Raw genomic sequence first — 22102 nt, 5'->3', positions numbered from 1 at the left:
CGGGGCGCAGGAGGGCGCGTCACGCGTGTCCACTTTCGGTGGAAGTCACCTCGGGACCGGAAAGGATGTTCGTGCCGGGCGTCGGCCTGGTGTCGGCGAGTCGAGGTTCCCATGGTGGGGCGTACATGGTCAGGCCCTTGGGCGACGGTGTGAGTTCCAGGCTCACGCCGATCTTGCGGCCCGGCCGCGCCTGGCGCAGCGTGCGCGAGCTGGCCAGGGTCGCCAGAGCGACGGGCAGCATGGCATCGGCCGCGGCTGCGCCGGGGCAGTACCGGGGGCCCAGGCCGTAGGCGAGCAGCGCGGCGGGGGCCGGTGGCGGCTCGGCGTGGGGGAGCCAGCGCTGCGGGTCGAACACATCCGGGTCGGGATAGCGGTTTCTGTCGCGGCGCAGTGCCCCCAGGGGCAGGGTGACCACGGCTCCGGCCGGGATCCGTACACCGCCTTGGCAGGTCTGGTGGCGGGTACGGCGGACCAGGAACGGGATGCCGTGGAGGCGGGTGACTTCTTGCACGAAGGCGGTCGCGAGCGGGAGCTGGTGTGCTTGGAGGCGGCTCGCATCGGGCGCGGCGTCGGCTTCTTCCCGGAGCGCCTGCTGGTAGTGCGGGTGGCGGCCGAGTCGGTAGCAGGCCCAGGCGAGGGTCGAGGCGCTGGTCTCCATGCCCGCGATCAGCAGAGCGCGAATGTCGCGCCGCACCACGTGGGGATTCCCGGGAGCGGCAGCGTCGAGCAAGGAAAGCAGGTCTTTTCCGTCCGGGTCGGGCCGGTGGCGGGCGCGCACCTGGCAGACGGCCTCGTCCAGTTCGGCGAGCGCGCGGCGGCAGGCGCGGCGCCGTGGCACGGGCACCCAGGGCCAGGGTGCGAGGGCGTAGCGCCAGAACATGCCGCCGGACACGGTGGAGCGGGCGGCCGCGATCTTGGACAGGGTGTCGGGAGTGAGCTCGCTGTTGAGGACACAGCTGACGAGGAGGCCGCAGGCGAGCCGGCTCATCTCCACCCGCATGTCGAGCGGTCGGTCCGCGGGCAGGTCAGCAAGAAGCCGCCGGGTACGGGCCTGGACGCTGGGCCCGAGAGCGCTGAGTCGGGACGCGGTGAACGCGGGCCTCATCACGGCGCGCCGCTCCCGGTGGGCGGCTCCCTCGAGGCCGACCACCCCGTTCTCTGCGAAGTCGCGCAGGCTCGGGTCCGGGCCCCAGAACCGGAAGGTGTCCTCGTCACTGCCGACCTTGCGCAGCAGCGCCGGGTCGTTGACCTGGTAGGCGGTCGTCGGGCCGGTCCTGGTCCGGACGACCGGGCCCGCTTGGTCGAGGTTGGCCGGGTCCAGCCAGAACCGCAGGGCGCGGGAGTGGGCGAGTACTCCCGGGTCGGGCGGCACGGGCGGTTGTCCGGGGCATGCTGTCCTGTCCACACTCATCAGCTTCGCTGTCCTGTTCACGTTCGTCGGCTTCCGCGGCTCCGGCCGCCAGTACGGGTGGGCAACGATCGATTCCGGGGGCGGTCACGGGTTGGCCGGCCCTGTCCGTCGCGGAGTACTTCCGGCGGCGAGGCCTGTACCCACACCGGCGAAGCCGGCCCGCCCGGTGCCAGTACCGCCGGGCCCTGGGCCGGGACCGGCCTGGAGTGGCAGGCGCCGGCGCGCTCATTGCCGCCGCTGGCTGGAGGTGTCGTCGTCGGGTCGCGCACCGTGGCAGTAGCCCCTCGTCGTTCACCAACCCGATGTCTGGCCCCAGTGCATCCCCGGATGACAAACGAAGAGGGTGACTTGGTGCGTGGCTCCGCCGGTTAGCCTTCCGAGGTTCTGCTGTTCATGGCGGTTACGCCGGCGAATCGTTCCTGCGGTGAATGTCGACGCCCGTGCGGGTGAGAGATCGCTACCGAGGCTCCACCAGGAAGGGGATGGCCGGTAGAACGCGGGGGTGATCAAGAACCTTGTGCGCGGCTTCGGCGCGCTTTCTATCGCGATAGCCCGCTCATCGCTTCCACCCCCGCCCAAACCGCCCAGGCTCCCAAGGGGCTGCGGGCTGCTGAGGTGACCACGCTCGCCGACACCGTCGGCCTGATCACGGTAAAGGACGAGAACCGCACCGGATACACCCGCTCGTCCTTCAAGCACTGGAACTCCGGCGATCTGGCCGATGGGTGCAACACCCGCAACGAGGTCCTGCTCGCCGAGGCGACCACAGCGCCGGCGGTGGCGTCCGGGTGCAAGCTGACCGGGGGCAGTTGGCTTTCGTACTACGACGGTCCGGAGGTTGCCGACCCCGGCGCTCAGAACATCGACCACGTGGTGCCCCTCGCTGAAGCCTGGGATTCCGGTGCCTCGGGCCTGGACGGCAGCCCGGCGTGAGGCCTATGCGAACGAACCGTGCGCGGCGACCTCGCTGGTCGCGGTGACCGCTCGTACGTACCGTCAGAAGTCAGACCAGGACCCGGCGGAGTGGCTGCCGCCGGCTTCGGAGGCGCAGTGCCGGTATGCGGGGGAGTGGGTGTCCACCAAGCTGTGCTGGCAGCTGGCCGCGGATGCTGCAGAGCTCGAGGCGCTGAAGATGTTCGCCGAGGGGCCTTGCGAGGACAGCATCGTTTCCTATAACTCCGCCCCGTAGCCGTCCCCGTTCCGGATGCCGGTGCCGACAGTGCCGGCACCCGAAACGGAAGGCTCCCTGGCTCAGTTCTACCTGAGAGGCGTGTGGCATGGGCCGAAGCCGGGACGTCGTGGACGTGCAGAACAACCTCCGTGGGGGAGGCGGCGTCCCCGCGCTCACTGTGCGCGCCTGGCAAGCCGTCAGCGACCCCAGCACCACCTACACCGCCGAGACCCTGGAACTCCTGGTCCAGACGGCGGAGCTCCGTCTCACCGTCGACGTGAGACCAACCATCGACACCCTGCGCATCATCCGCAACGCGCACAGCGTCTGGCACCGGCTGCGTGATGACGACCCGGAGACCGCCCTCGAATTCGCCGCCCCGATCCTCGCGCTCCTCCACGATCACCCGCGCCGTACCCGCGACGTCATCGAATGGGCCGCCTCACGACGATGAGCCCGCATGTGAGGGACGTCGAACGCCCCGCGCGTGAAGACCGGCGGGGCGTTCGGAAGGCGAGCGGCGCGCGGAGGCGGATCAGCATCGCCTGAATCTTGGTGACGGGTGGTGCCAGGGAGCGGTTACGGGCGCTGCGATCGTCAGGGCACGTCGCCTTCCCAGACCCATGGGCCGTCGGGGCGGCTGAACGTGGGTGCGTAAGAGGCTCGTCCGCCGGGGTCGTATGCGCTGTACAAGGTGATCAGGTATGCGCCGACTGTGCGTTCGTCGGCGGTGAGGCCGGTGACGTCCAGCAGTTGCCCGTCCAGCGGTCCGCCGTCCAGTTCGACATGTTCGTGGTCGGGGTGGGTGGTGTAGGCGGCGGTGGCGTCGTGGTCGGCCCCGTAGATCCGCGGCCGTGTGTCCCTGGGATCGGGGGGAAGGGAGAAGCGAAGCAACGGCACCCCGGCGCCTGAGCCGAGCTATCTGTCTGAATGACCGACTGCATGTGCAGCCGAATTCGCCTTGATCGCTGCTGCGGTGAGGAGTGCGAGAACTCCTACGAGCCCGGCCGACGGAACGATGATGACAGTCGCGTTCACGGTATCACTCAGCGTGAAAGCCAGGCCGAGTGTCAACGAAATGACACCTGTGGCATAGGCGGTCAGGAAGGTTGCCGTCAGCATCGGAGCCGCGGAGGCGTGCCCTGATTGCCATGCGCGGTCGGAGGACATCGTCGCCTTGGTCCGAATTCCAATCGCAGAGTTACGTTGGATGCTGCCGCTCGCAACTTGGTTCTTCATGTAATGAATTACCGCGCCCAGTGTCACTAATCCCGTGCCGAAAGCGAATCCCGCGACCGGGTCCATTGCTTTTCCTCCAAGAACATAGATATCGGCGATCCCTGTTCGGATGCGCCTCCCCTCAACCGGCAGGAATTGAATCGCCTGTCAGTCAACATGCCACAAAAGTCACCCCCGTTCCCCACATATAAGCCGACCTCAAGCGGGGTATTGTAGTGTTGCGATAGTAACGTGATTGCTTTGGGTGGTTGAAGATCGATGCAAGACATCCTCTACTGATGTGTGGCGCATTTCGGGAGGTTTGCGCGGTCGCTGAGGTTCCATCTGCCTCACCGTGGGGCGTGGACCCCGACTTCCTGCTCCGGACCGGCTGCCCCGCGGCCGCCGGAGCCGTCTTCCGGGCCGGCGCGCGCCCGCCACATCACGCCACGCCCTCCGTCCGGCGGCCGCCACCGGTCCGCCGCCGCAGATCCACCCGGGCCGCAGGCGTGCGGCCGCGCGGGGTGGACCAGAAGGGGTGCCAGTGGAGTGGATCCGGACGGACAGCGCGAACACACCGTGCGGGAGGACCTGCTCGGCTGGAAGGACATGGGCTGACACCCCTGCCGATGAAGCGGATCGCGTCCGTTAGGTGGGTGGGTACGGTGAACTGCCCAGCCGCTAGGCAGTCGCCGACACCCCCATGGCCGTCCGCAGCCGCCTGACCGGCCACACTTCCCCGAGGGCACCGACCTCGCAGTCCACACCCGCGAACACCTCGATGCCGTCGCCGCCCAGCTCAACGGCCACCCACGCGAATCGCTCGGCTGTGAAACTCCAGCCGAGCGCCTGCATGAACTCCCAGCAGCCTGATCAAACCGACCACGTGTTGCGGCGATCCCTAGAAACCGCCGTCATTCGATCGTGAATCGAATGACCGGCCAATTCTCACCTCCCAGTCGTGCACTTCTTCAGGACCTGAACATAGTCGGGGCCCAGCTCCTCCAGCGTTGAGCTGACCCACTGACGTCCGGGTTCCCCCAGTGCACCCCAACGCCAAGCCAGCGCCTGCCGTGAACGGCGCTGGCGAGTAAAAACACTTCCGCCGAGCGTACTTGCGAATCCATGACAGATGTCAGCGATCATGTAGATTCGACCCTCAGGATCCGTATCGCCATCTTCGCGTGCAGTTGGAATAGCATCGATTCGAGCAATTGCGCGAATGTCAATGAATCCCTGCGTCAAAAGATCCGCGATCACTCGCTGCGCCGTACATCGATTCACCTGGCGACCCCTAATATGGATTGGCGTGTCTCACGATATCCCTCCAAGCCCTGTACTTTTACCGTAGTCCGCGCGGCGGATTAGTTCAGCGGCTCGATGGTTCCCGTTTTGCATGGATCCGTCCCCTGCCAATGTCAAATATCCACCGCCATTGGGCCACAGCGCAGAGTCTAGAAGCTTCGAAGAAGTCATCCCCGACAGGGATCAGGCTTTCGCGGAACTGTCTGCCGTTCCACCCACGTCAGGAAGATTAATACCCCGCCCTGGCGGCGCGCTCATCTGTCCAGGGTGCGACTCCACGCCGGTCACTCCACGCCGGGTGACCGGAGTCGCGCCCCGCCCCGGGGCGTCTGGCTCTGTTCACGACTTTCGGGTTCTGGCACAGATCTTGGGGAGCGATCACGGATCGCGACAATGCAAGGAGTGCCGATGTAAGCGGGACCACGTAGCTTTCGGTTGACCGCGGCCGGGCGGCGAGGAGGGAGTGAGGCATGGGGTGGGTCGGGGACGCGCGGCTGGCAGCCGGGCCCGAGGCCACCTGGTACTTGGAGACGGCTTTCTCGCCTGGTGCTCACCTGGGGACGGTGTACGACGATCCGACAATGCCGGTAGTCGTGACGGGCATCGAGGAGCTGACGACGATCCGCGTACCGAGCGGCCGCCTCGTCGTCGATGCGCCATGCCACGACGACCAGGTCTGGGAGTACAGGAGGGGGCTGCCGGCCAGGCCCCCGCGGGAACTGACGGTGCGCATTCCCCCGGGCGTCTACGGGGTGAAGATCGCGTGGACGGCGGGCCCGTACCAGTTCATGGGCCAGCACGTCGACGGTGTTGAGTGCGCCGCGACGCGCCTGTGTATCAGCGACGACCCTGTCGTCGGACGGGAGATGGGCCTGAGTGTCGAGGGCGACATCGCCCGGCTTCAGCCGGGCGAGGAGCCCTGTTTCTTCTCCGATGCCAATGTCGGCTGCTTCGCCGACGCAAGCGCGTGGACGACTTGTCCGCACCGTTTCGCACGTTCGTAGACGGGGTCCCTGCACCGCGCGGTACCGAGCAGCTGGCCGACGGGTGCGAACGGGTACGCGATGATTCGCAGCAGGCCGATCTCGTCACGTTCGGGGCCGAGTCGGGCGGCGTCGTCTGGTTGGGCCGCACGAAGACCGGCGACGTGGCGGCGATCGTCGTCACCAGCGGCATGCCCGATGCCAAAGCATGACATCGCTGCCGTCTCTCCCTGTCCTGCAAGTCGCGCAGCTGGACGTGGCTGCCCGCTGCTACTGCGGGAACGATTGATGCGGAGTTCGGCCCACAGATATTGATCAGGCGGGGCAAGAGTCTTGTCGAGTTCCGAGAACACTTCGTCGGCGTGTCTGGGTGTGGAGGGGCCCGATGAGCGGGACGGATATCGTCCTGACGTGACACAAGAGTTCGAACTTGCTGCGTCTCTTGCCGGAGGCGTCGAAGGCCGTCGTGGTGCATGGAGCTTCATCCAGGGCTTCGCTGCCCACTGGGCTGGTGCCCTGGAGGCCGGTGACGGGTGGGAGGAGGCTGATCTGGCCGCTGCCGAGGAAAGGCTGGGCGTCCGGCTGCCGACGGCGTTGCGTGAGGCGTATCTGCTATTCGGGCGCCGTCGAGACCTCACCAGCAACCACGATGTGCTGCTGGGCCCGGCCGAGCTGTATGTGGATGACGTCAAGGAGGCCCTGGTCTTCCGTCACGAGAACCAGGGGGCGGCATCCTGGGGAATCCTCCTCGACGGTCTGCAGGATGACGACCCTGCGGTGTTCATACGGCCTGACCTTGCCGACAAGAACGCCGAGCGGTGGGAGGACTGGCTGGGGCGTCTTTCCCTCTGCTTCGTTGAGATCGTGCTCTCCGAGTCCCTGCAGGCGGATCAGGAGCTCTGCGACTTCCTCGACCCGGATGACGACAGCATCGAGCTGCTCGAGGAGAACGCCGTCCGGCTGCCGTTCCCCGCGTATCCGATCCGCGAGGAGGATCACGCGATCCGGTGGTTCCTGGGGCAGGACGTCCTTCTGCGGGACGACGGCATGGCCATTCTGGCCCGCGGCCGGACGGCAGAAGACCTCGACCGCGTTAGAGACATGATCCCGGGCGACTGGCTCAACGCCTATCGCTGACCACATCCGAGGCTTCGGTCGGCCGAGTCGCTCAGGTTGGAGCCAGGCCAGGGACTGTTGTTCGGCGCGTGCGCGGGTTGTGGCCGGGCGGTAGACACCTCACGGTGCCAAGCGGTCTAGCCGGGGGCCGTAGGAGGCCGGTACAGCCTGCTGGCTGTTCGATTCAGGCAGGGGGCGGATGCGATGGACGTATGAGCCGGTGCTGACGATGGCGCCGCCGCGGCGGCTCTTCATGGCCCGGAATGCCTCGCGGGCGCGGAAGAAGGAGCCGCGGGCGTTGACCGCCATCACTTCGTCCCAGTCCTCGGCCGTGGTTTCCGTGACGGACTGTTCTGGGTGCGCCCGGCATTGTTCACGAGGACGTCCAGTCCACCGAAGGCGTCCAAGGCCGTTTCCACCGCGCGGTGGGTGGTCTCCTCCTGGGTGATGTCACCGTTTGTGGTGACGACACCAGGAAACTCCTGCTCCAGATTCGAAACGTCGGGGCGGAGGTCGAGGGCGACGACCTGGGCGCCGTGGGCGTGGAGGAGCGCCACGGTCTCCCGGCCCACTCCTCGTGCGGCTCCGGTGACGAGAGCGATCTTCCCAGGGAACTCGATGGATTCGGACGTTGTGTTGGATGGGGTTGCAGGTGTCATGGTGCGGTCCCTGGAGACGGTGAGTGTGAGTGAAGGCCCTGGTGAGGGCACCTGAAGTGCCTGTGCAGTGGTGCGATGCGCGGCCCCCGTGGGCCGCGCCGTTGACGCTTTCACGGCAGGCCCCGTGGACGTCTACACCCGGGCTGTTCAGTGTGCGGTGAGTCCGCCGTCGACCACCAGCTCCGAGCCGGTGACGAACGAGGAGTCGTCGCAGGCCAGGAAGAGGATCGCGCGAGCGACTTCGTCGGCCCGGCCGGCTCGGCGCATGGGGGTGCGCTGGATGTCCGGCTGATGGTCGCCCTGTTCGTCCAGGAGGTCCTGGATCATCGGCGTGGCGATCACCCCAGGATGCACCGAGTTGATCCTTATTCCCTGCCGGGCGTACTCGACAGCGGCGGTTTTGCTCAACAGGCGCACGGCCCCCTTGGACGCCTGGTAGGCCGCAGCCGCACCGCTTCCCACCAGGCCGAGGACTGACGACGTATTGATCACCGACGCGTCGCCGTTCGCACGCAGGAGCGGCATCGCCGCCCGCATGCCGAGCCATGTGCCTTTCTGGTTCACGTCAATGACGCGGTCCCACGCCTCTTCCCGTGTGTCCTCGATACCTGGCCAGTCCAGGATGCCGGCGAGGTTCACGAGCACGTCCAGCGTTCCGAACCGGTCGCGTACAAGGGTGATCACTTCGTCCCACTCCCGGGCGGAGGAGACATCGAGGCGGGCAGCGACGACCTCCGCACCGCGGGCCTTCATCCGGTGGGAGAGCTCCTGCAGGGGGCGTTCGGCGATATCGGTGATCACCAGCCGGGCGCCTTCGCCGGCGAAGAGCTCGGCAGTCGCTGCGCCGAGTCCGCCATTCGCGCCCGTGATCAGTGCGACCTTGCCGTCGAGCCGTTGTCCTGGCATGGATGTGGTCCTTAACTCCTGTTGATGTTGACCGACTGGGGTGTCGGGACTTCCTGGTCCGCCGGCGGCGGAGTCGTACCCCGGGAGCAGGCCGATTACGGCCCGACCTTCTCTATGGCTGCTTCTGCTCCCGGTAGAGCACGAGGTGCTCGTGATGGAGCACTCCCTGCCGGATGTCGCCCGTGGTGGTGAAGCCGGTGTCGTCGACGTAGTCCAGGTGGCAGCCGGCCACCGTGTACCGGCCGGTGTACGCGCTGGACTGCTCGCCGCGGGCTTCGCCGTGCCGGCAGTCCGGGTGCAGCTTCTGCCGGAGGTGACCGTCCGCGGTAACCCACACCCCGGCCAGCTCGACCTGGTCGCCTTCAACGATCCCGGCCATGGCGGACTCCTCTCCTCGAACGATGTGGTCCCTTCCGCTCCACCGAGTCTGGGCAGGCCACCGGCCGTCAACCAGGACGTGTGCTGTCTGGGCATGGCACACCCAGGCAGCACACCGAGCCTTCGCCTAGCCTCATGGACGACAACCGCCTTGGAGACTTCCTGCGCGCACGCCGCGCCACCTGCGGCCGGAGGCCGTCGGCATGGCGAGTTACGGGCCCCGCCGGGTCGCCGGCTGCGCCGTGAGGAGGTCGCCGTCCTGGCCGGAGTCAACGCCGACTACTACACCCGCCTGGAACAAGGCCGCGAGCGCAACCCCTCACCCCAGGTGATCGACGCACTCAGCCGCGCACTGCAATTCGACACGGACGCCCGCGTGCACTTGTACCGGCTGGCCGGGGCCACGCCTAACGACCGGCCCACCGCCCACGCCACCGAGCAGGTGAGCCCAGAGCTGCGACAGCTGATGGACAGCTACCCGATCAGGTCGGCCACCGCAAGCGCCGGGGAATAGCTGGCGGGCGGCCTCCGGCCTTCGACCGCGCGGACTACAAGGCCAGGGCACGCGGTCGAGTGCGCCATCAGCTCAGCTTCACCGCCCTGCAGCGTCGCGCGACAGCCGGCCGCAATGCTCAGCCTCTGGCCACGGCGATGCCCGCGCACTTCATCGCGTTCGACGTTTTCCAGATCGATGGCCAGGAACTGCTGGCCGACCCGTTCGTGGGGCGGCCGCGAGGTTTTGGAAGTGCTGTTCGCCGACCCCCGGCTCGGAACCCCCTGGACGCTGTGCCCGTCGACCACGGACCTGGCTGTGGCAGAGATGTGGCTGCACGAATGGACCGATGTCCCCAGCGGCCGTCCTTGGCGTTCCGCACATCCCGTCGGCTTGAGCGAAGCGATGACGACGTGTCCCGTGCGGGCCCAGACGTCATATCGTCTGGACCCGCACGGGACGGGGTGTCAGCGCTTCATGAGGGCAAAGACGCCCCAGTTCAGGTATTCACGCCCATAGCAGGCATAGCGGGCAGGCTCAGTAGTGAGCTCGTCCCGGACTTGGGGGGCGAATTCGTCATCCGGATGCTCATCGAGCCAGCGGCGCATGGTGAGCCACTGGGCCGCGAAGTAGCGGTCCCACCCGTTCTGCTCGGCCACCGTCATTTCCACGACGTCGTAACCGAGTCCCTGAAACTGCTCGATCAGAGCGGGGAGGAGCAGGAAGTCGGCGATGGAGGTGGCGAGACATGCCTTGGCCGTCTCCTCGTCCGGAGGGGTCCGCCGCCAGAACGGTTCGCCGATCAGCATCATTCCTCCCGGGCGAAGGCTGCGCTGCAGCAGCTCGGCCGTTCCAGCGACGCCGTTGCCGATCCAGGTGGCCCCGACGCAGGCGGCCAGATCGACCGGCTGGTCGGCGACATGGCCGGCGGCATCGTCGTGGATGAAGTCGACCTGGTCGGCGACGCCGAGTTCGGCGGCGCGGGCCTTGGCCTGCTCGGTGAAGAGCGTGCTGAGGTCGACGCCGGTGCCGGTGAAGCCCAGGTCGCGCGCCCAGGTGCACAGCATCTCGCCCGAGCCGCTGGCCAGGTCGAGCACCCTTGTCCCGGCGGGGAGGCGGAGAGACTCGCCAAGGGTGGCGAACTCGTTGGCGGTCAGCGGGTTGTGGATGCGGTGGCCGCTCTCGCGGATGGTGTACATGCGGGGAAGGTCCATGACCTTAGTCCTTTTCGTCATGCCTTGAAGTGGGGGGACTGCTTGAGGGCGCGCACCTGGCGGGCGATCTGCTTCATCGGCCGTTCCAGCTCGGCGCGCAGTCGCGCGTCGGTGCGGGAGGCGGCATAGGCGTTCTCGCGCTGCAGCCGGTGGTAGCTGTCGAGGCGCCGCCGGGTGAGACGGCCGTCCTCGACGGCGGCCAGCACCGCGCAGCCCGGCTCGGTGGTGTTGGCGCAGTCCGCGAAGCGGCAGTCCAGCGCGAGCTCAGTGATTTCGGCGAAGGTCTGCTCCAGGCCGTCGTCGGCGTCGTGCAGGCCGACGCCGCGCAGGCCCGGGGTGTCGAGCAGGACTCCTCCGTGGGGCAGCGGCAGCAGTTCGCGCCAGGCGGTGGTGTGCCGGCCCTTGCCGTCGCTGTCGCGCACCGCGCCGGTGGCCAGTAGGTCCTCGCCGAGCAGGCGGTTGCCGAGGGTGGACTTACCGGCGCCCGAGGGCCCGAGCAGGACGACCGTGCCCGACAGGACGGCAGCCAGGACGTCCAAGCCCTCGCCGGTGGCGGCGCTGGTGACCAGCACCTCCACCCCCGGGGCCGCCTCGGCCACCTCGGCGGCCGCCGAGGTGGGGTCGGTGGACCGGTCGGCCTTGGTGAGCACCACCACGGGTGTGGCTCCGCTGTCCCAGGCCAGGGTGAGCATCCGCTCGACCCGCCCGAGTTTGAGCGGGTCGGCGAGGGAGACGGCCACCGCGACGGTGTCGACGTTCGCGGCCAGGACCTGGGCTCGGGAGGCGCGCGAGGCGGTGGAGCGGACCACGGTGGTCCGGCGCTCCAGCACCTCCACCACGGTGGCGGAGGTCGCCGCGCCGGCTGGCCGGACGGCCAACCAGTCGCCGGTGCACGGCGTCAGCCGGTCACCGGTGCCCGACGAGGGAAGGAGCACCGCGCGGATGAGTCCGGTCTCGGCGACGACGTCGCACAGGCCGCGCTCGGCCCGCACGACGCGGCCCGGAACCAGCCCATCGGCCCGCGACGGGGCGAAGGAGCGCTCGCGTTCGGTGTCCCAGCCGTAGTCGACCAGAGTAGTCAGGACGCGCTCACGAGACGTGAGAGCAAGTGGGTATGAAGTGGGTTGATGAAACAAGGTGGAGACCCTTGATCAGGGGCCCCGCCGGACGACAGGCATGCCGAAAACACCCCTACGAAGGAGGAAGGCAGGCGAGGGTCAGGACGAGGCCCGGGAGGTGAGGATGATCCGGGCACCGCACACAGCGATGGTCTCCACGACAGTCATCAACACACCTCCTTAGATCTCCGTGAGCGAACTGATCATCGCTCTGGCACCCACGGTAGCACCCTCCGTGGACATCGCCGCCACTCGGGCGGCACGTTCGAGACGTAGATCACCGACGGCATCCGCCGGGCGACAGCGGAAGCGCGCTACGTCCTCATGCTGTTCGACACCACTCCCCGGAAGAGGAGCAGACGCCTCGGCCGGGGCAACCAGTACCTTGCCTCTCGCCTCCGCTCGAGCGGAGGCGAGACGCAAATCGACTACGGACACGTCGGCCGCGTTCGGCGATCGTGCACGCACCTTCGGACTGCTCGCACCCGCCCCGCCCGTCTCGTAGCCGGGCGGGGCCCTGTCATCGATGCTGGCAGACGGGTCCGCAGCCGCCGACACCCGTCGTGACAGGCAGCTGGAGAGCGGGATACGGGTCGGCCTACGGCTGTGGCACGGACTGTGCCACAGCGTCCATCAGCGGTTGATCGCGATGGCGGCGAACTGTGGTGCCTCGTTGCTGTAGGGGGCTCCGGTGAGATCGCCGAGGATCTCGATGTCGGCGAAGCCGGCGCCGCGCAGTTCACCGGTCAGTTCGTCCGGGGTGAAATAGCGTACCCAGTTGAAGTAGGCCCTCGTCCGCTCGGCCTCGAAGATCTCGAACTTGTCCAGTGACACCCCATCGCTCTCGTAACGGTAGGTGTTGTGGAAGTCGAAGTAGGGCTGGTCGGACCAGAATCCGTCCATGAGGGACGGTGCGTAGGTCGCCTGCTCGCGCACGTCGGCAGCGCGGACTTCGAGTCGACGTCGAAGACGAAGGAGCCACCACTGTCGAGATGTGCGCGGACCGTGCGCAGGAGGGGACGTCGCCCGTCCGGGGTCAGCGCGCAGTAGTCGCGCATCACCATGATGATCAGGTCGTACCGTGCGTCGTCCTGATAGGAGAGGTAGTCCTGCTTCAGGTGGCGGACGGACAGTCCGTCCACGCGGGCGAGTGACCTGGCGTGATCGAGTGAGCGCGAGGACAGATCCAGCCCGGTGACGTCCGCCCCGGTGCGGGCGAGGCGGGTGGTGTAGAGGCCGGGGCCGCACCCGAAATCGGCGACGCGCAGACCTGCCCGGACTTCGAAGCGGCTGATGATCCAGGCGACGACCTTTCGAGGTACTTTTCCCGGTAGGAGGAGAGGCCGACGTGCGGGTCCAGGTGCGCTGCGAGCAGGCGCGCGGACATGTGGGTGTCGGTCCACAGGTCCGGGGTCGTGACCTGCGAGTAGACGGCGGGACGGGCGTTGAGTGACGACAGCTCGTCGAACATGGGTGTACTTCCACAGTTCTCTCGAAGTGATGGGAGACCGGCATCTCAAGCGCACGGCAGCGACGACGCCCGTACCGGTTCGGAAGGGTCGAGAACGTTCGCTGAAAGGAGTTCGTCATCAAGAACGATGAGAGCGCACCTGCCTGGCACCAGACATGCCGATCCATGCAGTCCGGGCCTGCAGACGCCGGTGTCGGACATCGCGAAGGGGCCGTCGAACGGCTGGTGGCATGAGGGACTTCAGGCTTACTGGCGCATGCCGGTAACGCTGGACACGACCCTGCCGCCGCGCAAACGACATTCGGCACGCCCACCCCGGGCCGCCGTCCACACCCCGGCATCTCCCGGCCTACCCAGGACCGTCATCGGCGGGACAGCCCCCGGGCGCCAGCTTGGTCCGCCTCGCGTCGCATACACGTCTACGTTCGTGATTCGTCCCCGCTGACGTACGAATACCGCAGCCTTGGAATACGTACCTGGTACCAGCTCTACGCCTGGACGCATCCGAAGCTGATGTCCCGCCGTTCTGACATTGCCCGGCGAGCAGGCGCCCGGTTACAGGAACGGCGATGCCGACCTGTTCGGGAGGAGCAGCGTTGTTGTCATGGCGACGCGTTCGGGCCCCGCACTGATCATCAGTGCGGGGCCCGAACGGACAGGCACCGCGCTCGTGCGGCGTCGGGGCCTATGCCCGGGTGAGACGGCCTTCCCCGTTGCTGCCGCCCTCCGCGCCACCCACACCCTCTTCATACAGTGCGCTGGTGACGCGCGTGTTTCCCTGCCCGCACTCCGGCGAACGGAGGCTGTAGTTCTCGCCGTAGTTGTCGTGGCCCACGTACCAGGTCAACTCGCCGGCCGTGAACTTGTACGCGACCTTGTCGGTCTGACCGGGCACCCACGCAGTATCACCCTCCAGCGAAACGGTGCGCTCCGCCGCTCCGCTGCCCCCGTCGCTGGGAGTTATGGTGCCGCTGTGGCTGCTCGCCCCATCGAGGTCCCTACAGTCATCGATGGAACCACCGCAGGCGGCCTCGGCGAAGGCCGCGGAAGGCGCCAGTACACCAACGCTCGCCCAACTTCCCAGAGAGAGCGCGGGGGCAGTAAGCCGGGCGGTCAGACGCGTCATGCGCGTCATGGAGGCTTCTCCTTCAAGGGGACGCCCTGCTTGCGGGCCCCGACTGCCTGCTGATGAGCGCGACAGACCGTGGAGTCGACGCTCGGATCCCACGTGATCGCACCCTTCACATCGGCCAGGGACTGGAGCCGGGTGAGAATCTGCTGCCAGGTGCCGTTCCGCTGCCATCGACGGAACAGGTCGTAGACCCGGTTCCAAGGTCCGTATTCGGCAGGGATGTCCCGCCATGGGATTCCGGTTCGGACCCGGAACCGTATGCCGCCGATCAGCTGCCGCCGAGGCCAGACAGGCGGCCGCCCTGCCCTGGCACCCTTCGGCAACAGCGGCTCCAGCACTGCCCACTGCACGTCTGTGAGATCTCCCCGACCCATGACCTGTGATCATTCACACCTCAAGATCCACTTTCGACACACGGCCTAGCGCGGGAAGGCGTGTGGTTGCGCCTGCAGGTCCGCCGGTTCATCTGCGCGGACACCTCCTGTGGACGGCAGACCTTCGTTGAGCAGACCCCGGGACTGACCCGCCGTCACGCTCATCGCCTCCGGCGCAGAGGGCCGTCGCCGGTAGGCACTTCCTGCGCTCGTGAGTACCGGTCAGCCCTGGGTGCTTTGCCTCTACCAGGCATGCCAGAGCACACCATGACGGTGGCGGACCAGCGGTATATCTGCGTCGTCAAGGTCGTGGCCAGCGCGGTGCAGCCCGCGGATCCGCTGGGCCTCGAGACGCCTCTGGAGCCGGGCGCGGCCCTCAACTGAAGCGATCTCGCCGGAGAACGAGCCCCTCCTGCAGTACAGCACCATCCATTGCCAAGAGGTGATCCGGCGCAGCTTCTTCGCCGGGGCAGGGCGACGGCCTTCACGGGCGGCTTGGGCCAGTTCAGCGTTCGCGTAGCGCAGGTCATACAGAAACGTGGACTCCGACGTGCCCTCACGGCGGCGGAGCCGACTGGGAGTCGTGCGGACAGTTCGGGACATCAGGAGCCTCCGTGAGGCCCTCTGGGCTTTCCAGAGGTACCTACGGCGGGTGCGTAGGGCTCAGCACAACCCAGTTCCCTTCGTCGGGCGGAACGATCTACCAGCAGCACAGTAGTCGTGGGGAGATGTGGAAGCCGAGGTTTTCCGCTCGCCCCTACTGCCGGGTCAGGCCGCTCCAAGATCCTGCACGGAACTGCGGTCAGACCCACTGCTGGAGGACGTCATCTCTCGTGAACATTCATGGCACTCAAGACCGTCAACTGCTGCCCAAAGTGTTGACCAATCGTTACTACTTCATGTACAAGAAGCCACACAGCGGGACCGCCCCTGCGACGGTAGAAGGGGCGGAACTCCTCGGCAGTCCCCGACAGGACCAGTAGCGCTTCCAGCATCACGTGATCTCTGACGCCACCGGCATTCCGCTCGCCTCCACCCTGACCGGCGGCAACCGCAACGACGTCACCCAGCTGATCCCACTCCTCCAGGCCGTGCCGTCTGTGCGGGGCAAACATGGCCGGCCCTGGCGCCGCCCGGACGTGGTGCTGGGTGACCGCGGCAACGACCACGACAAGTGGCGCCGCCTGGTCTGGGACCTTGGCGTGAAGCCGGTGATCGCCCGGCGCGGGATCGAATGAGGCTCGGGACTGGGCACCCAACGCTGGGTAGAGAAGCGCGCATTCGCACACCTGCACTGGTTCCGCCGCCTGCGGATCCGCTGGGAGACCCGCGACGACATCCACGAAGCCTTCCTCGCCCTCGGATGCGCACTCATCTGCTGGCGGCGCCTGCGCGCTCCGGTGACCGATGCCGTGGGCTAGCTATCTGCCGCTTGGAGCTGTCCGGCCGATCATGCGATTCTTGGCTCGTGATTGATCGCGGTATTGCTCTGCCGTACTACCGTCTCCATGTGGTGCCTGCCGTCGTGGCGCTGGCGAGCCCGACATGGCAGCGAGAGGTGTGGCTCGATCCGGGTCAGTTCGAAGACCTCAACTACACGGTGCATGTGCTTTTCGACGACTTCTGCGATGCGGACAATCCGTCGCCCTGGCTGGGGCAGTGTCTCCGCAGCGAGACGGAGGTTGAACTTGATGGCAGGTCTTGGTACCGCCTACAACGCGGTGCAGGACTCGATCGGCTCCGCTGCCTGCGACGAGGTCTATCTGGACTCACCAGGCTGGTCTGCCGTAGTGGCCGCGGCAGCCCGGTTGGCCCAGGTGATGGTGTCCAATGATCACTCGGCGTTGAGGAAGCTGCATGACGCCGGCTATCGCTGGCCGCTCGGCGCCGAGCCGGTTGCGTTCGGGACGGATGACCAGCACGGTGAGTCATAACCGCAGCCAGATGACCAGGGCCGCACCGGTGGGCTTCCTGGCCTTCACCAGCATCGCCTGCACCCTCATCTGCTACCGCAGACTCGCCGAATGAGATGGCCTCGCTTGCCTCGGCCTATGTCAGTCGAAGTTACTCATCGGTCACCCGGTCTGTCCTGAGTCCGAGTCTGTGATCCAGCGCCCTTCGGCGGAGTTGTGCACGTACGCCGGCCTCCCCTTGGTCCCGCTCGTGCGGAACGGCTTCCCGCTGTCCGTGATCCGCACCGTTCCCGTACGGCCCCCGGCGCTCCACTCCAGCTCCAGGTACCAGTGGCAGTCGCAACCCGCCGTCCGCGCGGAGACCAGCAGCTCCTCGGGGTCGGCGGAGGTGACCTTGTACGGGAACGAGACGGCCGGGATCTTCCGGACCTCGGCGCCGGAGGCGTCAAGGCCGTCGACGGGCCTCGCGAGCGGGCGCGGCCGGTCGAGGTCCACGGCGAAGTGGCGCGGGGTGACGGCGCCGCCACAGCCGTTGTCCATCCGGTACGCGTTCCACGGCAGCGGCGCGGCGCGGTCGACCACGCGCACGTGCAGGGCATGGAGGACGACGGCGTCGGACGGCGACCGGCCCTGGACCGTGATCCGCACCAGCGCCTCCCTTCCGTGCACGGCACCGTGCGTCCCGGCCCATGCCCCGGAGTCGGCCGCGACCGGCGGCGGGGCGACCGCACGGGGGGCCCGGTCCACGAGGTAGGTGTGCCCGCAGCCGCCCTCCCAGAGCTGGGAACCGATGCTCCAGATGAAGGGGAGGGGGGCCGCGGTCTGCCCCGGAGCGGTGGAAGCGGGAGCGGGGGCGGAAGCCGTACGGGTGGGGTGGCCGAGCAGGGCGGCGGCGAGGGCGAACACGACGAGGGCGACGGCGGCAGCGAGGAGGAGGGGAGCGGGGGCACCACGACGGGGGCGGGCGCGGGGCGCCTCCGGCGCGGACAGATCCGCGGCGGACGGGTCCGGCGCGGTCGGGTCCGGGGCGGTCGGGTCCGGGGCGGTCGGGTCCGGGGCGGGCCCGGGACCCGGTTCCGGCGCGGACGGGTCCGGGTTCGATTCCGGCGCGGCCGACACGGCCGGCACAGGCGTGGGCGCGGACGAGGAGGAACGGCGGGCGCGGCCCGCCTTCGTCCAGGCCGCCTCCAGGGCCCGCCGTTCCTCCTCGTCCGCCCCGCACAGCAGGGCGAGGCGGTCGACCACGGCGAACTCCTCCGGGACGGTCGCGCCCGAGCAGTAGCGGTGGAGGGTGGACGCGCTGACGCTCAGCCGCCGGCCCAGCGCCTCGTAACTTCTCCCGTCCCGCGCCTTCAGCGCGCGCACGAGCCCCGCGAACTCCTCGACGGCAGCGTCCTTCGGCATTCCATCCCCCTCGACCCTGCATTTCATCCTTCACGTCCTTGCACGTCAGCGGGGGTGGAATGGTTCCGGGACGGCTGGTGGGCGCGTGATCGTTGCAGCCGGCGGGCGCCGGCCCCACGCTGGTTGAGCACTGACCGAACGAACGACCCGACGGGGATCCACCACCATGAACAAGCTCCGAACCGCTCTTGCCACCGCAGCCGCTGCCACGCTGGGCCTCGCGGCCCTCGCCACAGCCCCAGCGCAGGCCGCTGCCCAGCCCGCCTTCCTCGCCGCTTCCCAGATGCCGCCGTCGTCGACGTCGTGGACCGCCACCCAGGTCTTCACCGGCGTCCCGGAGAACGGCGGCGTCCTCTGCGCCCCGTACAAGATCCCGGCGCAGAACACCCGCTACCGCGAGTTCAGCACCGAGCTCGACACCAACGGTGTCCAGGTCACCACCGTCGCCCGCACCGAGGCCGACGCCGTGAAGCTGGTTGACACCCTCCGCGGGGCCCTCGCCGGCTGCGGCCCCCTGCTGGAGCAGCAGAACCCGGGCCTGCAGGCCGTCAGCGCCTCCCACGGCAAGCTCGCCGTCGAGGAGGGCGCCTGGGTCTACAGCCTGGACACCACCGACCCGCAGATCGGCATCTCCGACATCCACCTGTTCTCCGTCGGCCGCGACGGCCGCACCGTCACCCTCGTCCGTTGGGGCCACATGGGCGACCTCGAGGACGCCCCGCTGACCGCCTTCCGCACCACGACGAAGACCGCCGTCGACAAGCTCCACTGACCCGAGGGCTGACCACAGCTCGTCAGCGGCGCGGCCGGAACCGGGCGCGCCGCTGACGTGCCCACCTGCTCCGCCGACGGCGACCGCTTCCTGGCCTTCACTGCCATCGCCTGCACCCTCATCTGCTACCGCAGACTCGCCAAATGAGATCGTCTCGATTGGTGATCAATCAACGCTCCGTCACGCTGGAACGGGCTGTCGGTGAACAATCCGCGTGCACCGGTTGATCAGGGTGGGGAACACTGTGCTGATGAGCTCTGCAGCCTCCCAGACAGCACAGGAACGGGCCCTTCGGCATGTCGCGGAACTGGCGTCGGGCCCTCCGATGGACCCGGCATTGCGGGTGACCCTCAACTTCCACCCGGACCGTCTGCTGCACGGCAAGCCGATCCTGGACGCTATGGGCGAGGCCGGCGTCTACCACCCGCAGTTCGTCACGGGGACCAGCAACGGCGGTCTGACCGCGCATCCAGGCGGCGACCGGTGGCGCTGGGAGAGCCGGATCTTCGACGGGGCGTACGACGAAGCGACCGCTCATGAGCGGCCTGTTTACGGGGCGTTGAACTTCCGCCGCAAGCCGGTCGGCGGGGCACTGCGGTTCGGCTCGGCCCACTTCCGGCTGACGGCCCAGACGCTGACGCGGAGCACGTTCTGCTACCCGGACAGTTACCTCGAACCGTCGAATTTCGGTGTCGCAGCCCGCATGGGGCTTATCGAGCTTGCCTGCGCCGATCGTCAGGACGAGCTTGACGACTACATCGAGGCGCAGGTTCACGGCTCGGTTCAGTTGCAATGCGATGTGGAGGCGCTGGTGCTGGATCCCTGTTACCGAGGCACGACGGTCGAGGTCGCGGCTCTGCGTCTTGGCTGCCCGGTGGAGTGGCACCCCGGCTTCCGCCTCGGGGTTGAAGAACTCCGATGTCATTCTGACTACCGCGGTCAGGAATACATCGACTTGGGCACGCAGATCGCGGTCGACGGCATGCTCGATCCTCGGATCATCGGAGACTCCGCGCGTGCCGGCCTCTATGATCCCCAGGCGGTCAAGAGAGTGTGGCACTACCTGGCGCGATTCGGGGCCCCCCTGGAAGGCTGCGGACAGATCGGTGGCTCCGGCACCGATGGAGAGGGCTGTACTCGATGGCCTTCGTTGAGGGGCTGGTGCCGGAGGGGCTGTGGGACTTGTTCCCGGCTGTGAGACCGCGAATCCCCACGAGGCCGCGAGGCGGAGGCCGTCGCCGGGTCGACGATCGTGCTGTGCTCGCCGCAATCATCTTCGTCGCCACGTCAGGGTGCACTTGGCGGCAGCTGCCGCCCGTCTTCGGTGCCTCATGGTAGACGGTCCACCGGAGGTTCTCCGAGTGGACCGCGGCGCGGGTGTGGGCGAAGCTCCACCGCCTGGTGCTGGACGAGCTCGGCGCCCGCGGGGAGCTGGACTGGTCGAGGTGCGCGATCGACTCCGTGAACATGCGAGCTCTCAAAGGGGGGAGCTGACAGGCCCGAATCCTGTCGATCGTGGCAAGAAGGCTCGAGGCCACTTGATCACAGAACGGACGGGTCTGCCCCTCTCCATCGGCATCTCCGCCGCCAACACCCACGACAGCCGAGGTCTCGACCCCTCGTCCGAGGCATACCACCCATCTGTCCCGCCGCCGTCCGGCCAAACTGCACGGAGCCAAGGGCTACGACTACGACCACCTGCGGAAACGGCTCCTTTCGCGGAACATCACGCCGCGCATCGCGCGCAGAGGCATCGAATCCTCCCAGCGTCTCGGCCGTCACCGCTGGACCGCGGAGCGGACGGTGGCCTGGCTAAACGGGTGCCGTCGTCTGCACCGCCGCCACCCTCATCTGCTACCGGAGATTGACCAACTGACATGGTCTAGGCACTGTTTCTCGGATCTCCTGACGGGGCTGGGGTGTCGGGGCCAGGCTGGTTGTATGGGTCGTGGTGATCTGACGAATGCGGAGTGGGATCGGCTGGAGTCGTTCTTGCCTCCTGGTGGTGCGCGTGGTGGTCGGTGGAGCGACCACCGCCGGGTCATCAACGGGGTGCTCTACCGGGTGCGGACCGGTGTGCAGTGGCGGGATCTGCCGGAGCGGTTCGGGCCGTGGGAGACGGTCTACAAACGACATCGCCGCTGGTCAGCGGATGGGACCTGGCAGATGCTGCTGTCTCGCATCCAGACAGCCGAGGACGCAGCGGGCGGGATCGACTGGGACGTGGCGGTGGACTCGACAGCGGTTCGAGCCCACCAGCACGCCGCCGGCGCGAGGAAAGCGGTCCCGGCCACCCTTCCTCAAAAGGGGGCCGGACACGGGACGAACCAGGTCGATCCGGTACTACGGAAACTGGCCGCCCGTCTGGAGGAGGTGGTCAGATCGGCGAGCGTCTGGGACGTTCCCGCGGCGGATTCACCACCAAGATCCACCTCGTCGCCGAAACAGCTCGACTGGTCGCGGGCGGTGATCGACTCATCCCACGTCCGGGCCGCTCGGCGCGGCCCAAAAGCGGCCCCAGCCCGGTCGACCGCGCGCGGCCGGGCAGCAAGCACCACATCCTCGTCGACGGCCAGGGCATCCCGCTCGCGGTGTCCCTGACCGGCGGAAACCGCAACGACGTCACCCAGCTGATGCCGTTGCTCGCCAAGATTCCGTCGGTCCCGGGGCTCGTCGGGCGGCCACGTCGACGGCCCGATGTACTGCTCGGTGACCGCGGCTACGACCACGACAAGTACCGCCGCCTGGTCTGGGCTCGGGGCATCAAACCGGTCATCGCCCGACGCGGTGTTCTGCACGGTTCTGGCCTCGGAGTTCACCGCTGGGTTGTCGAGCGCACGATCGCCTGGTTCCACGGCTTCCGACGTCTCCGCATCCGCTGGGAGAGACGTGATGACATTCACGAAGCCTTTCTCGGCCTCGCCACCTGCCTCATCACTCACCGCCACGTCCAACGCCTTTGTTAGGACCTCTTAGAGGGCATCTGATCAACGTTCATGCTGGTGTGACGGGCATGTCCGTTTCGATTCGCCAGGTTGGTGCGGATTCTCCCGTCAGCTCGCGG

At 67.7% G+C, this 22102-nt stretch carries 18 protein-coding genes and 11 pseudogenes; 16 read left to right on the top strand and 13 right to left on the bottom strand.

Features of this window, described 5'->3' with window-relative positions:
• Positions 1–19: 19 nt before the first annotated feature.
• A complete protein-coding gene (locus ACZ32T_RS31675) occupies positions 20–1411 on the bottom strand; it encodes a cytochrome P450 (protein ID WP_467370720.1) in 1392 nt (463 codons plus the stop codon).
• A 502-nt stretch (positions 1412–1913) separates the two neighbouring features.
• Here ACZ32T_RS31675 and ACZ32T_RS31670 point away from each other — a divergent pair.
• A pseudogene (locus ACZ32T_RS31670) lies at positions 1914–2600 on the top strand (GmrSD restriction endonuclease domain-containing protein).
• Positions 2601–2688: 88 nt separating this feature from the next.
• Positions 2689–3036: a hypothetical protein gene (locus tag ACZ32T_RS31665; RefSeq protein ID WP_467370526.1), complete on the top strand. Its 348-nt coding sequence runs from the start codon at positions 2689–2691 to the stop codon at positions 3034–3036.
• A 143-nt stretch (positions 3037–3179) separates the two neighbouring features.
• Here the strand turns inward: ACZ32T_RS31665 and ACZ32T_RS31660 are convergent, their stop codons facing one another.
• Entirely contained in the window at positions 3180–3482 is a 303-nt protein-coding gene (locus ACZ32T_RS31660) for a hypothetical protein (protein WP_467370523.1), read from the bottom strand.
• An 18-nt stretch (positions 3483–3500) separates the two neighbouring features.
• Complete coding sequence (locus tag ACZ32T_RS31655) at positions 3501–3887, bottom strand: SdpI family protein (protein ID WP_467370520.1); 387 nt, start codon at positions 3885–3887, stop codon at positions 3501–3503.
• 639 nt (positions 3888–4526) lie between these two features.
• Between ACZ32T_RS31655 and ACZ32T_RS31650 the strand changes: the two are divergent.
• The 4 genes and pseudogenes from ACZ32T_RS31650 to ACZ32T_RS31635 form a co-directional block, all read left to right on the top strand.
• Positions 4527–4673: pseudogene (locus ACZ32T_RS31650) on the top strand (IS30 family transposase); the annotation flags it as partial.
• 995 nt (positions 4674–5668) lie between these two features.
• Positions 5669–6109, top strand: a complete 441-nt coding sequence (locus tag ACZ32T_RS31645) for a DUF4241 domain-containing protein (RefSeq protein WP_467370518.1) — start codon at positions 5669–5671, stop codon at positions 6107–6109.
• Positions 6073–6300 (top strand): hypothetical protein, encoded by a 228-nt coding sequence (locus tag ACZ32T_RS31640; RefSeq protein WP_467370516.1) that lies wholly within the window; start codon positions 6073–6075, stop codon positions 6298–6300. Before ACZ32T_RS31645 ends, ACZ32T_RS31640 begins: the two co-directional genes overlap by 37 nt.
• 199 nt (positions 6301–6499) lie before the next feature.
• Positions 6500–7225, top strand: coding sequence for an SMI1/KNR4 family protein (locus tag ACZ32T_RS31635; protein ID WP_467370514.1), 726 nt, complete (start codon positions 6500–6502; stop codon positions 7223–7225).
• A gap of 144 nt (positions 7226–7369) precedes the next feature.
• Here the strand turns inward: ACZ32T_RS31635 and ACZ32T_RS31630 are convergent.
• From ACZ32T_RS31630 to ACZ32T_RS31620, 3 genes and pseudogenes are all read right to left on the bottom strand, one after another.
• A pseudogene (locus ACZ32T_RS31630) lies at positions 7370–7863 on the bottom strand (SDR family NAD(P)-dependent oxidoreductase); the annotation flags it as partial.
• Positions 7864–8010: 147 nt separating this feature from the next.
• Complete coding sequence (locus ACZ32T_RS31625; RefSeq protein ID WP_467370512.1) at positions 8011–8769, bottom strand: SDR family NAD(P)-dependent oxidoreductase; 759 nt, start codon at positions 8767–8769, stop codon at positions 8011–8013.
• A 112-nt stretch (positions 8770–8881) separates the two neighbouring features.
• Positions 8882–9148, bottom strand: coding sequence for an Atu4866 domain-containing protein (locus tag ACZ32T_RS31620; protein WP_467370510.1), 267 nt, complete (start codon positions 9146–9148; stop codon positions 8882–8884).
• Between the two features lie 134 nt (positions 9149–9282).
• Here ACZ32T_RS31620 and ACZ32T_RS31615 point away from each other — a divergent pair.
• Positions 9283–9628, top strand: a pseudogene (locus ACZ32T_RS31615) (helix-turn-helix domain-containing protein); the annotation flags it as partial.
• A 479-nt stretch (positions 9629–10107) separates the two neighbouring features.
• Here the strand turns inward: ACZ32T_RS31615 and ACZ32T_RS31610 are convergent.
• The 6 genes and pseudogenes from ACZ32T_RS31610 to ACZ32T_RS31585 all read right to left on the bottom strand — a co-directional run.
• Positions 10108–10854 carry an SAM-dependent methyltransferase gene (locus ACZ32T_RS31610; RefSeq protein ID WP_467370508.1) on the bottom strand — a complete coding sequence of 249 codons (747 nt, stop codon included), beginning with the start codon at positions 10852–10854 and terminating at the stop codon, positions 10108–10110.
• Positions 10855–10871: 17 nt separating this feature from the next.
• On the bottom strand, positions 10872–11927 hold the full coding sequence (gene rsgA, locus ACZ32T_RS31605) for a ribosome small subunit-dependent GTPase A (protein WP_467370717.1): 1056 nt from the start codon (positions 11925–11927) through the stop codon (positions 10872–10874).
• Between the two features lie 678 nt (positions 11928–12605).
• Positions 12606–12908 carry a hypothetical protein gene (locus ACZ32T_RS31600; RefSeq protein WP_467370742.1) on the bottom strand — a complete coding sequence of 101 codons (303 nt, stop codon included), beginning with the start codon at positions 12906–12908 and terminating at the stop codon, positions 12606–12608.
• Positions 12909–12976: 68 nt separating this feature from the next.
• Positions 12977–13375, bottom strand: a pseudogene (locus ACZ32T_RS31595) (SAM-dependent methyltransferase); the annotation flags it as partial.
• A gap of 753 nt (positions 13376–14128) precedes the next feature.
• Complete coding sequence (locus ACZ32T_RS31590) at positions 14129–14578, bottom strand: hypothetical protein (protein WP_467370505.1); 450 nt, start codon at positions 14576–14578, stop codon at positions 14129–14131.
• Positions 14579–14580: 2 nt separating this feature from the next.
• Positions 14581–14949 (bottom strand): annotated as a pseudogene (locus ACZ32T_RS31585) (IS5 family transposase); the annotation flags it as partial.
• A gap of 252 nt (positions 14950–15201) precedes the next feature.
• Between ACZ32T_RS31585 and ACZ32T_RS31580 the strand changes: the two are divergent.
• The 4 genes and pseudogenes from ACZ32T_RS31580 (at position 15202) to ACZ32T_RS31565 (ending at position 16883) form a co-directional block, all read left to right on the top strand.
• On the top strand, positions 15202–15333 hold the full coding sequence (locus ACZ32T_RS31580) for a hypothetical protein (RefSeq protein ID WP_467370503.1): 132 nt from the start codon (positions 15202–15204) through the stop codon (positions 15331–15333).
• A gap of 605 nt (positions 15334–15938) precedes the next feature.
• Positions 15939–16370 (top strand): annotated as a pseudogene (locus tag ACZ32T_RS31575) (transposase); the annotation flags it as partial.
• Positions 16313–16579, top strand: a pseudogene (locus ACZ32T_RS31570) (SCO4402 family protein); the annotation flags it as partial. The pseudogenes ACZ32T_RS31575 and ACZ32T_RS31570, both read left to right, overlap by 58 nt.
• Before the next feature lie 61 nt (positions 16580–16640).
• Positions 16641–16883: a hypothetical protein gene (locus tag ACZ32T_RS31565; RefSeq protein WP_467370740.1), complete on the top strand. Its 243-nt coding sequence runs from the start codon at positions 16641–16643 to the stop codon at positions 16881–16883.
• A gap of 141 nt (positions 16884–17024) precedes the next feature.
• On the opposite strand, the gene ACZ32T_RS31560 is transcribed toward ACZ32T_RS31565, so the two are convergent.
• On the bottom strand, positions 17025–18266 hold the full coding sequence (locus tag ACZ32T_RS31560) for a helix-turn-helix domain-containing protein (protein ID WP_467370500.1): 1242 nt from the start codon (positions 18264–18266) through the stop codon (positions 17025–17027).
• A 166-nt stretch (positions 18267–18432) separates the two neighbouring features.
• Between ACZ32T_RS31560 and ACZ32T_RS31555 the strand changes: the two genes are divergently transcribed.
• The 5 genes and pseudogenes from ACZ32T_RS31555 to ACZ32T_RS31535 all read left to right on the top strand — a co-directional run.
• Positions 18433–19038, top strand: a complete 606-nt coding sequence (locus ACZ32T_RS31555; protein ID WP_467370498.1) for a hypothetical protein — start codon at positions 18433–18435, stop codon at positions 19036–19038.
• A 250-nt stretch (positions 19039–19288) separates the two neighbouring features.
• Complete coding sequence (locus ACZ32T_RS31550) at positions 19289–20236, top strand: DUF3626 domain-containing protein (RefSeq protein ID WP_467370495.1); 948 nt, start codon at positions 19289–19291, stop codon at positions 20234–20236.
• Positions 20179–20914 (top strand): annotated as a pseudogene (locus ACZ32T_RS31545) (IS5 family transposase). Before ACZ32T_RS31550 ends, ACZ32T_RS31545 begins: the two are co-directional and overlap by 58 nt.
• A 65-nt stretch (positions 20915–20979) precedes the next feature.
• Positions 20980–21482: pseudogene (locus ACZ32T_RS31540) on the top strand (IS5 family transposase); the annotation flags it as partial.
• Position 21483: 1 nt separating this feature from the next.
• Positions 21484–22004, top strand: a pseudogene (locus tag ACZ32T_RS31535) (IS5 family transposase); the annotation flags it as partial.
• Positions 22005–22102 lie beyond the last annotated feature (98 nt).

Source organism: Streptomyces sp. NPDC023573 (assembly GCF_055559735.1).
The sequence above is the reverse complement of the archived record's forward strand: the minus strand, read 5'-3'. Positions and strand labels throughout refer to the sequence as shown.

Excerpts from the sequence above, each read along its gene's own strand:
- ACZ32T_RS31675 (WP_467370720.1), bottom strand. The coding sequence starts at position 1,411 with ATGAGTGTGGACAGGACAGCATGCCCCGGACAACCGCCCGTGCCGCCC.
- ACZ32T_RS31665 (WP_467370526.1), top strand. The coding sequence starts at position 2,689 with ATGGGCCGAAGCCGGGACGTCGTGGACGTGCAGAACAACCTCCGTGGG.
- ACZ32T_RS31655 (WP_467370520.1), bottom strand. The coding sequence starts at position 3,887 with ATGGACCCGGTCGCGGGATTCGCTTTCGGCACGGGATTAGTGACACTG.
- ACZ32T_RS31625 (WP_467370512.1), bottom strand. The coding sequence starts at position 8,769 with ATGCCAGGACAACGGCTCGACGGCAAGGTCGCACTGATCACGGGCGCG.
- ACZ32T_RS31620 (WP_467370510.1), bottom strand. The coding sequence starts at position 9,148 with ATGGCCGGGATCGTTGAAGGCGACCAGGTCGAGCTGGCCGGGGTGTGG.
- ACZ32T_RS31610 (WP_467370508.1), bottom strand. The coding sequence starts at position 10,854 with ATGGACCTTCCCCGCATGTACACCATCCGCGAGAGCGGCCACCGCATC.
- ACZ32T_RS31590 (WP_467370505.1), bottom strand. The coding sequence starts at position 14,578 with ATGACGCGCATGACGCGTCTGACCGCCCGGCTTACTGCCCCCGCGCTC.
- ACZ32T_RS31580 (WP_467370503.1), top strand. The coding sequence starts at position 15,202 with ATGCCAGAGCACACCATGACGGTGGCGGACCAGCGGTATATCTGCGTC.
- ACZ32T_RS31565 (WP_467370740.1), top strand. The coding sequence starts at position 16,641 with ATGGCAGGTCTTGGTACCGCCTACAACGCGGTGCAGGACTCGATCGGC.
- ACZ32T_RS31560 (WP_467370500.1), bottom strand. The coding sequence starts at position 18,266 with ATGCCGAAGGACGCTGCCGTCGAGGAGTTCGCGGGGCTCGTGCGCGCG.
- ACZ32T_RS31555 (WP_467370498.1), top strand. The coding sequence starts at position 18,433 with ATGAACAAGCTCCGAACCGCTCTTGCCACCGCAGCCGCTGCCACGCTG.
- ACZ32T_RS31550 (WP_467370495.1), top strand. The coding sequence starts at position 19,289 with ATGAGCTCTGCAGCCTCCCAGACAGCACAGGAACGGGCCCTTCGGCAT.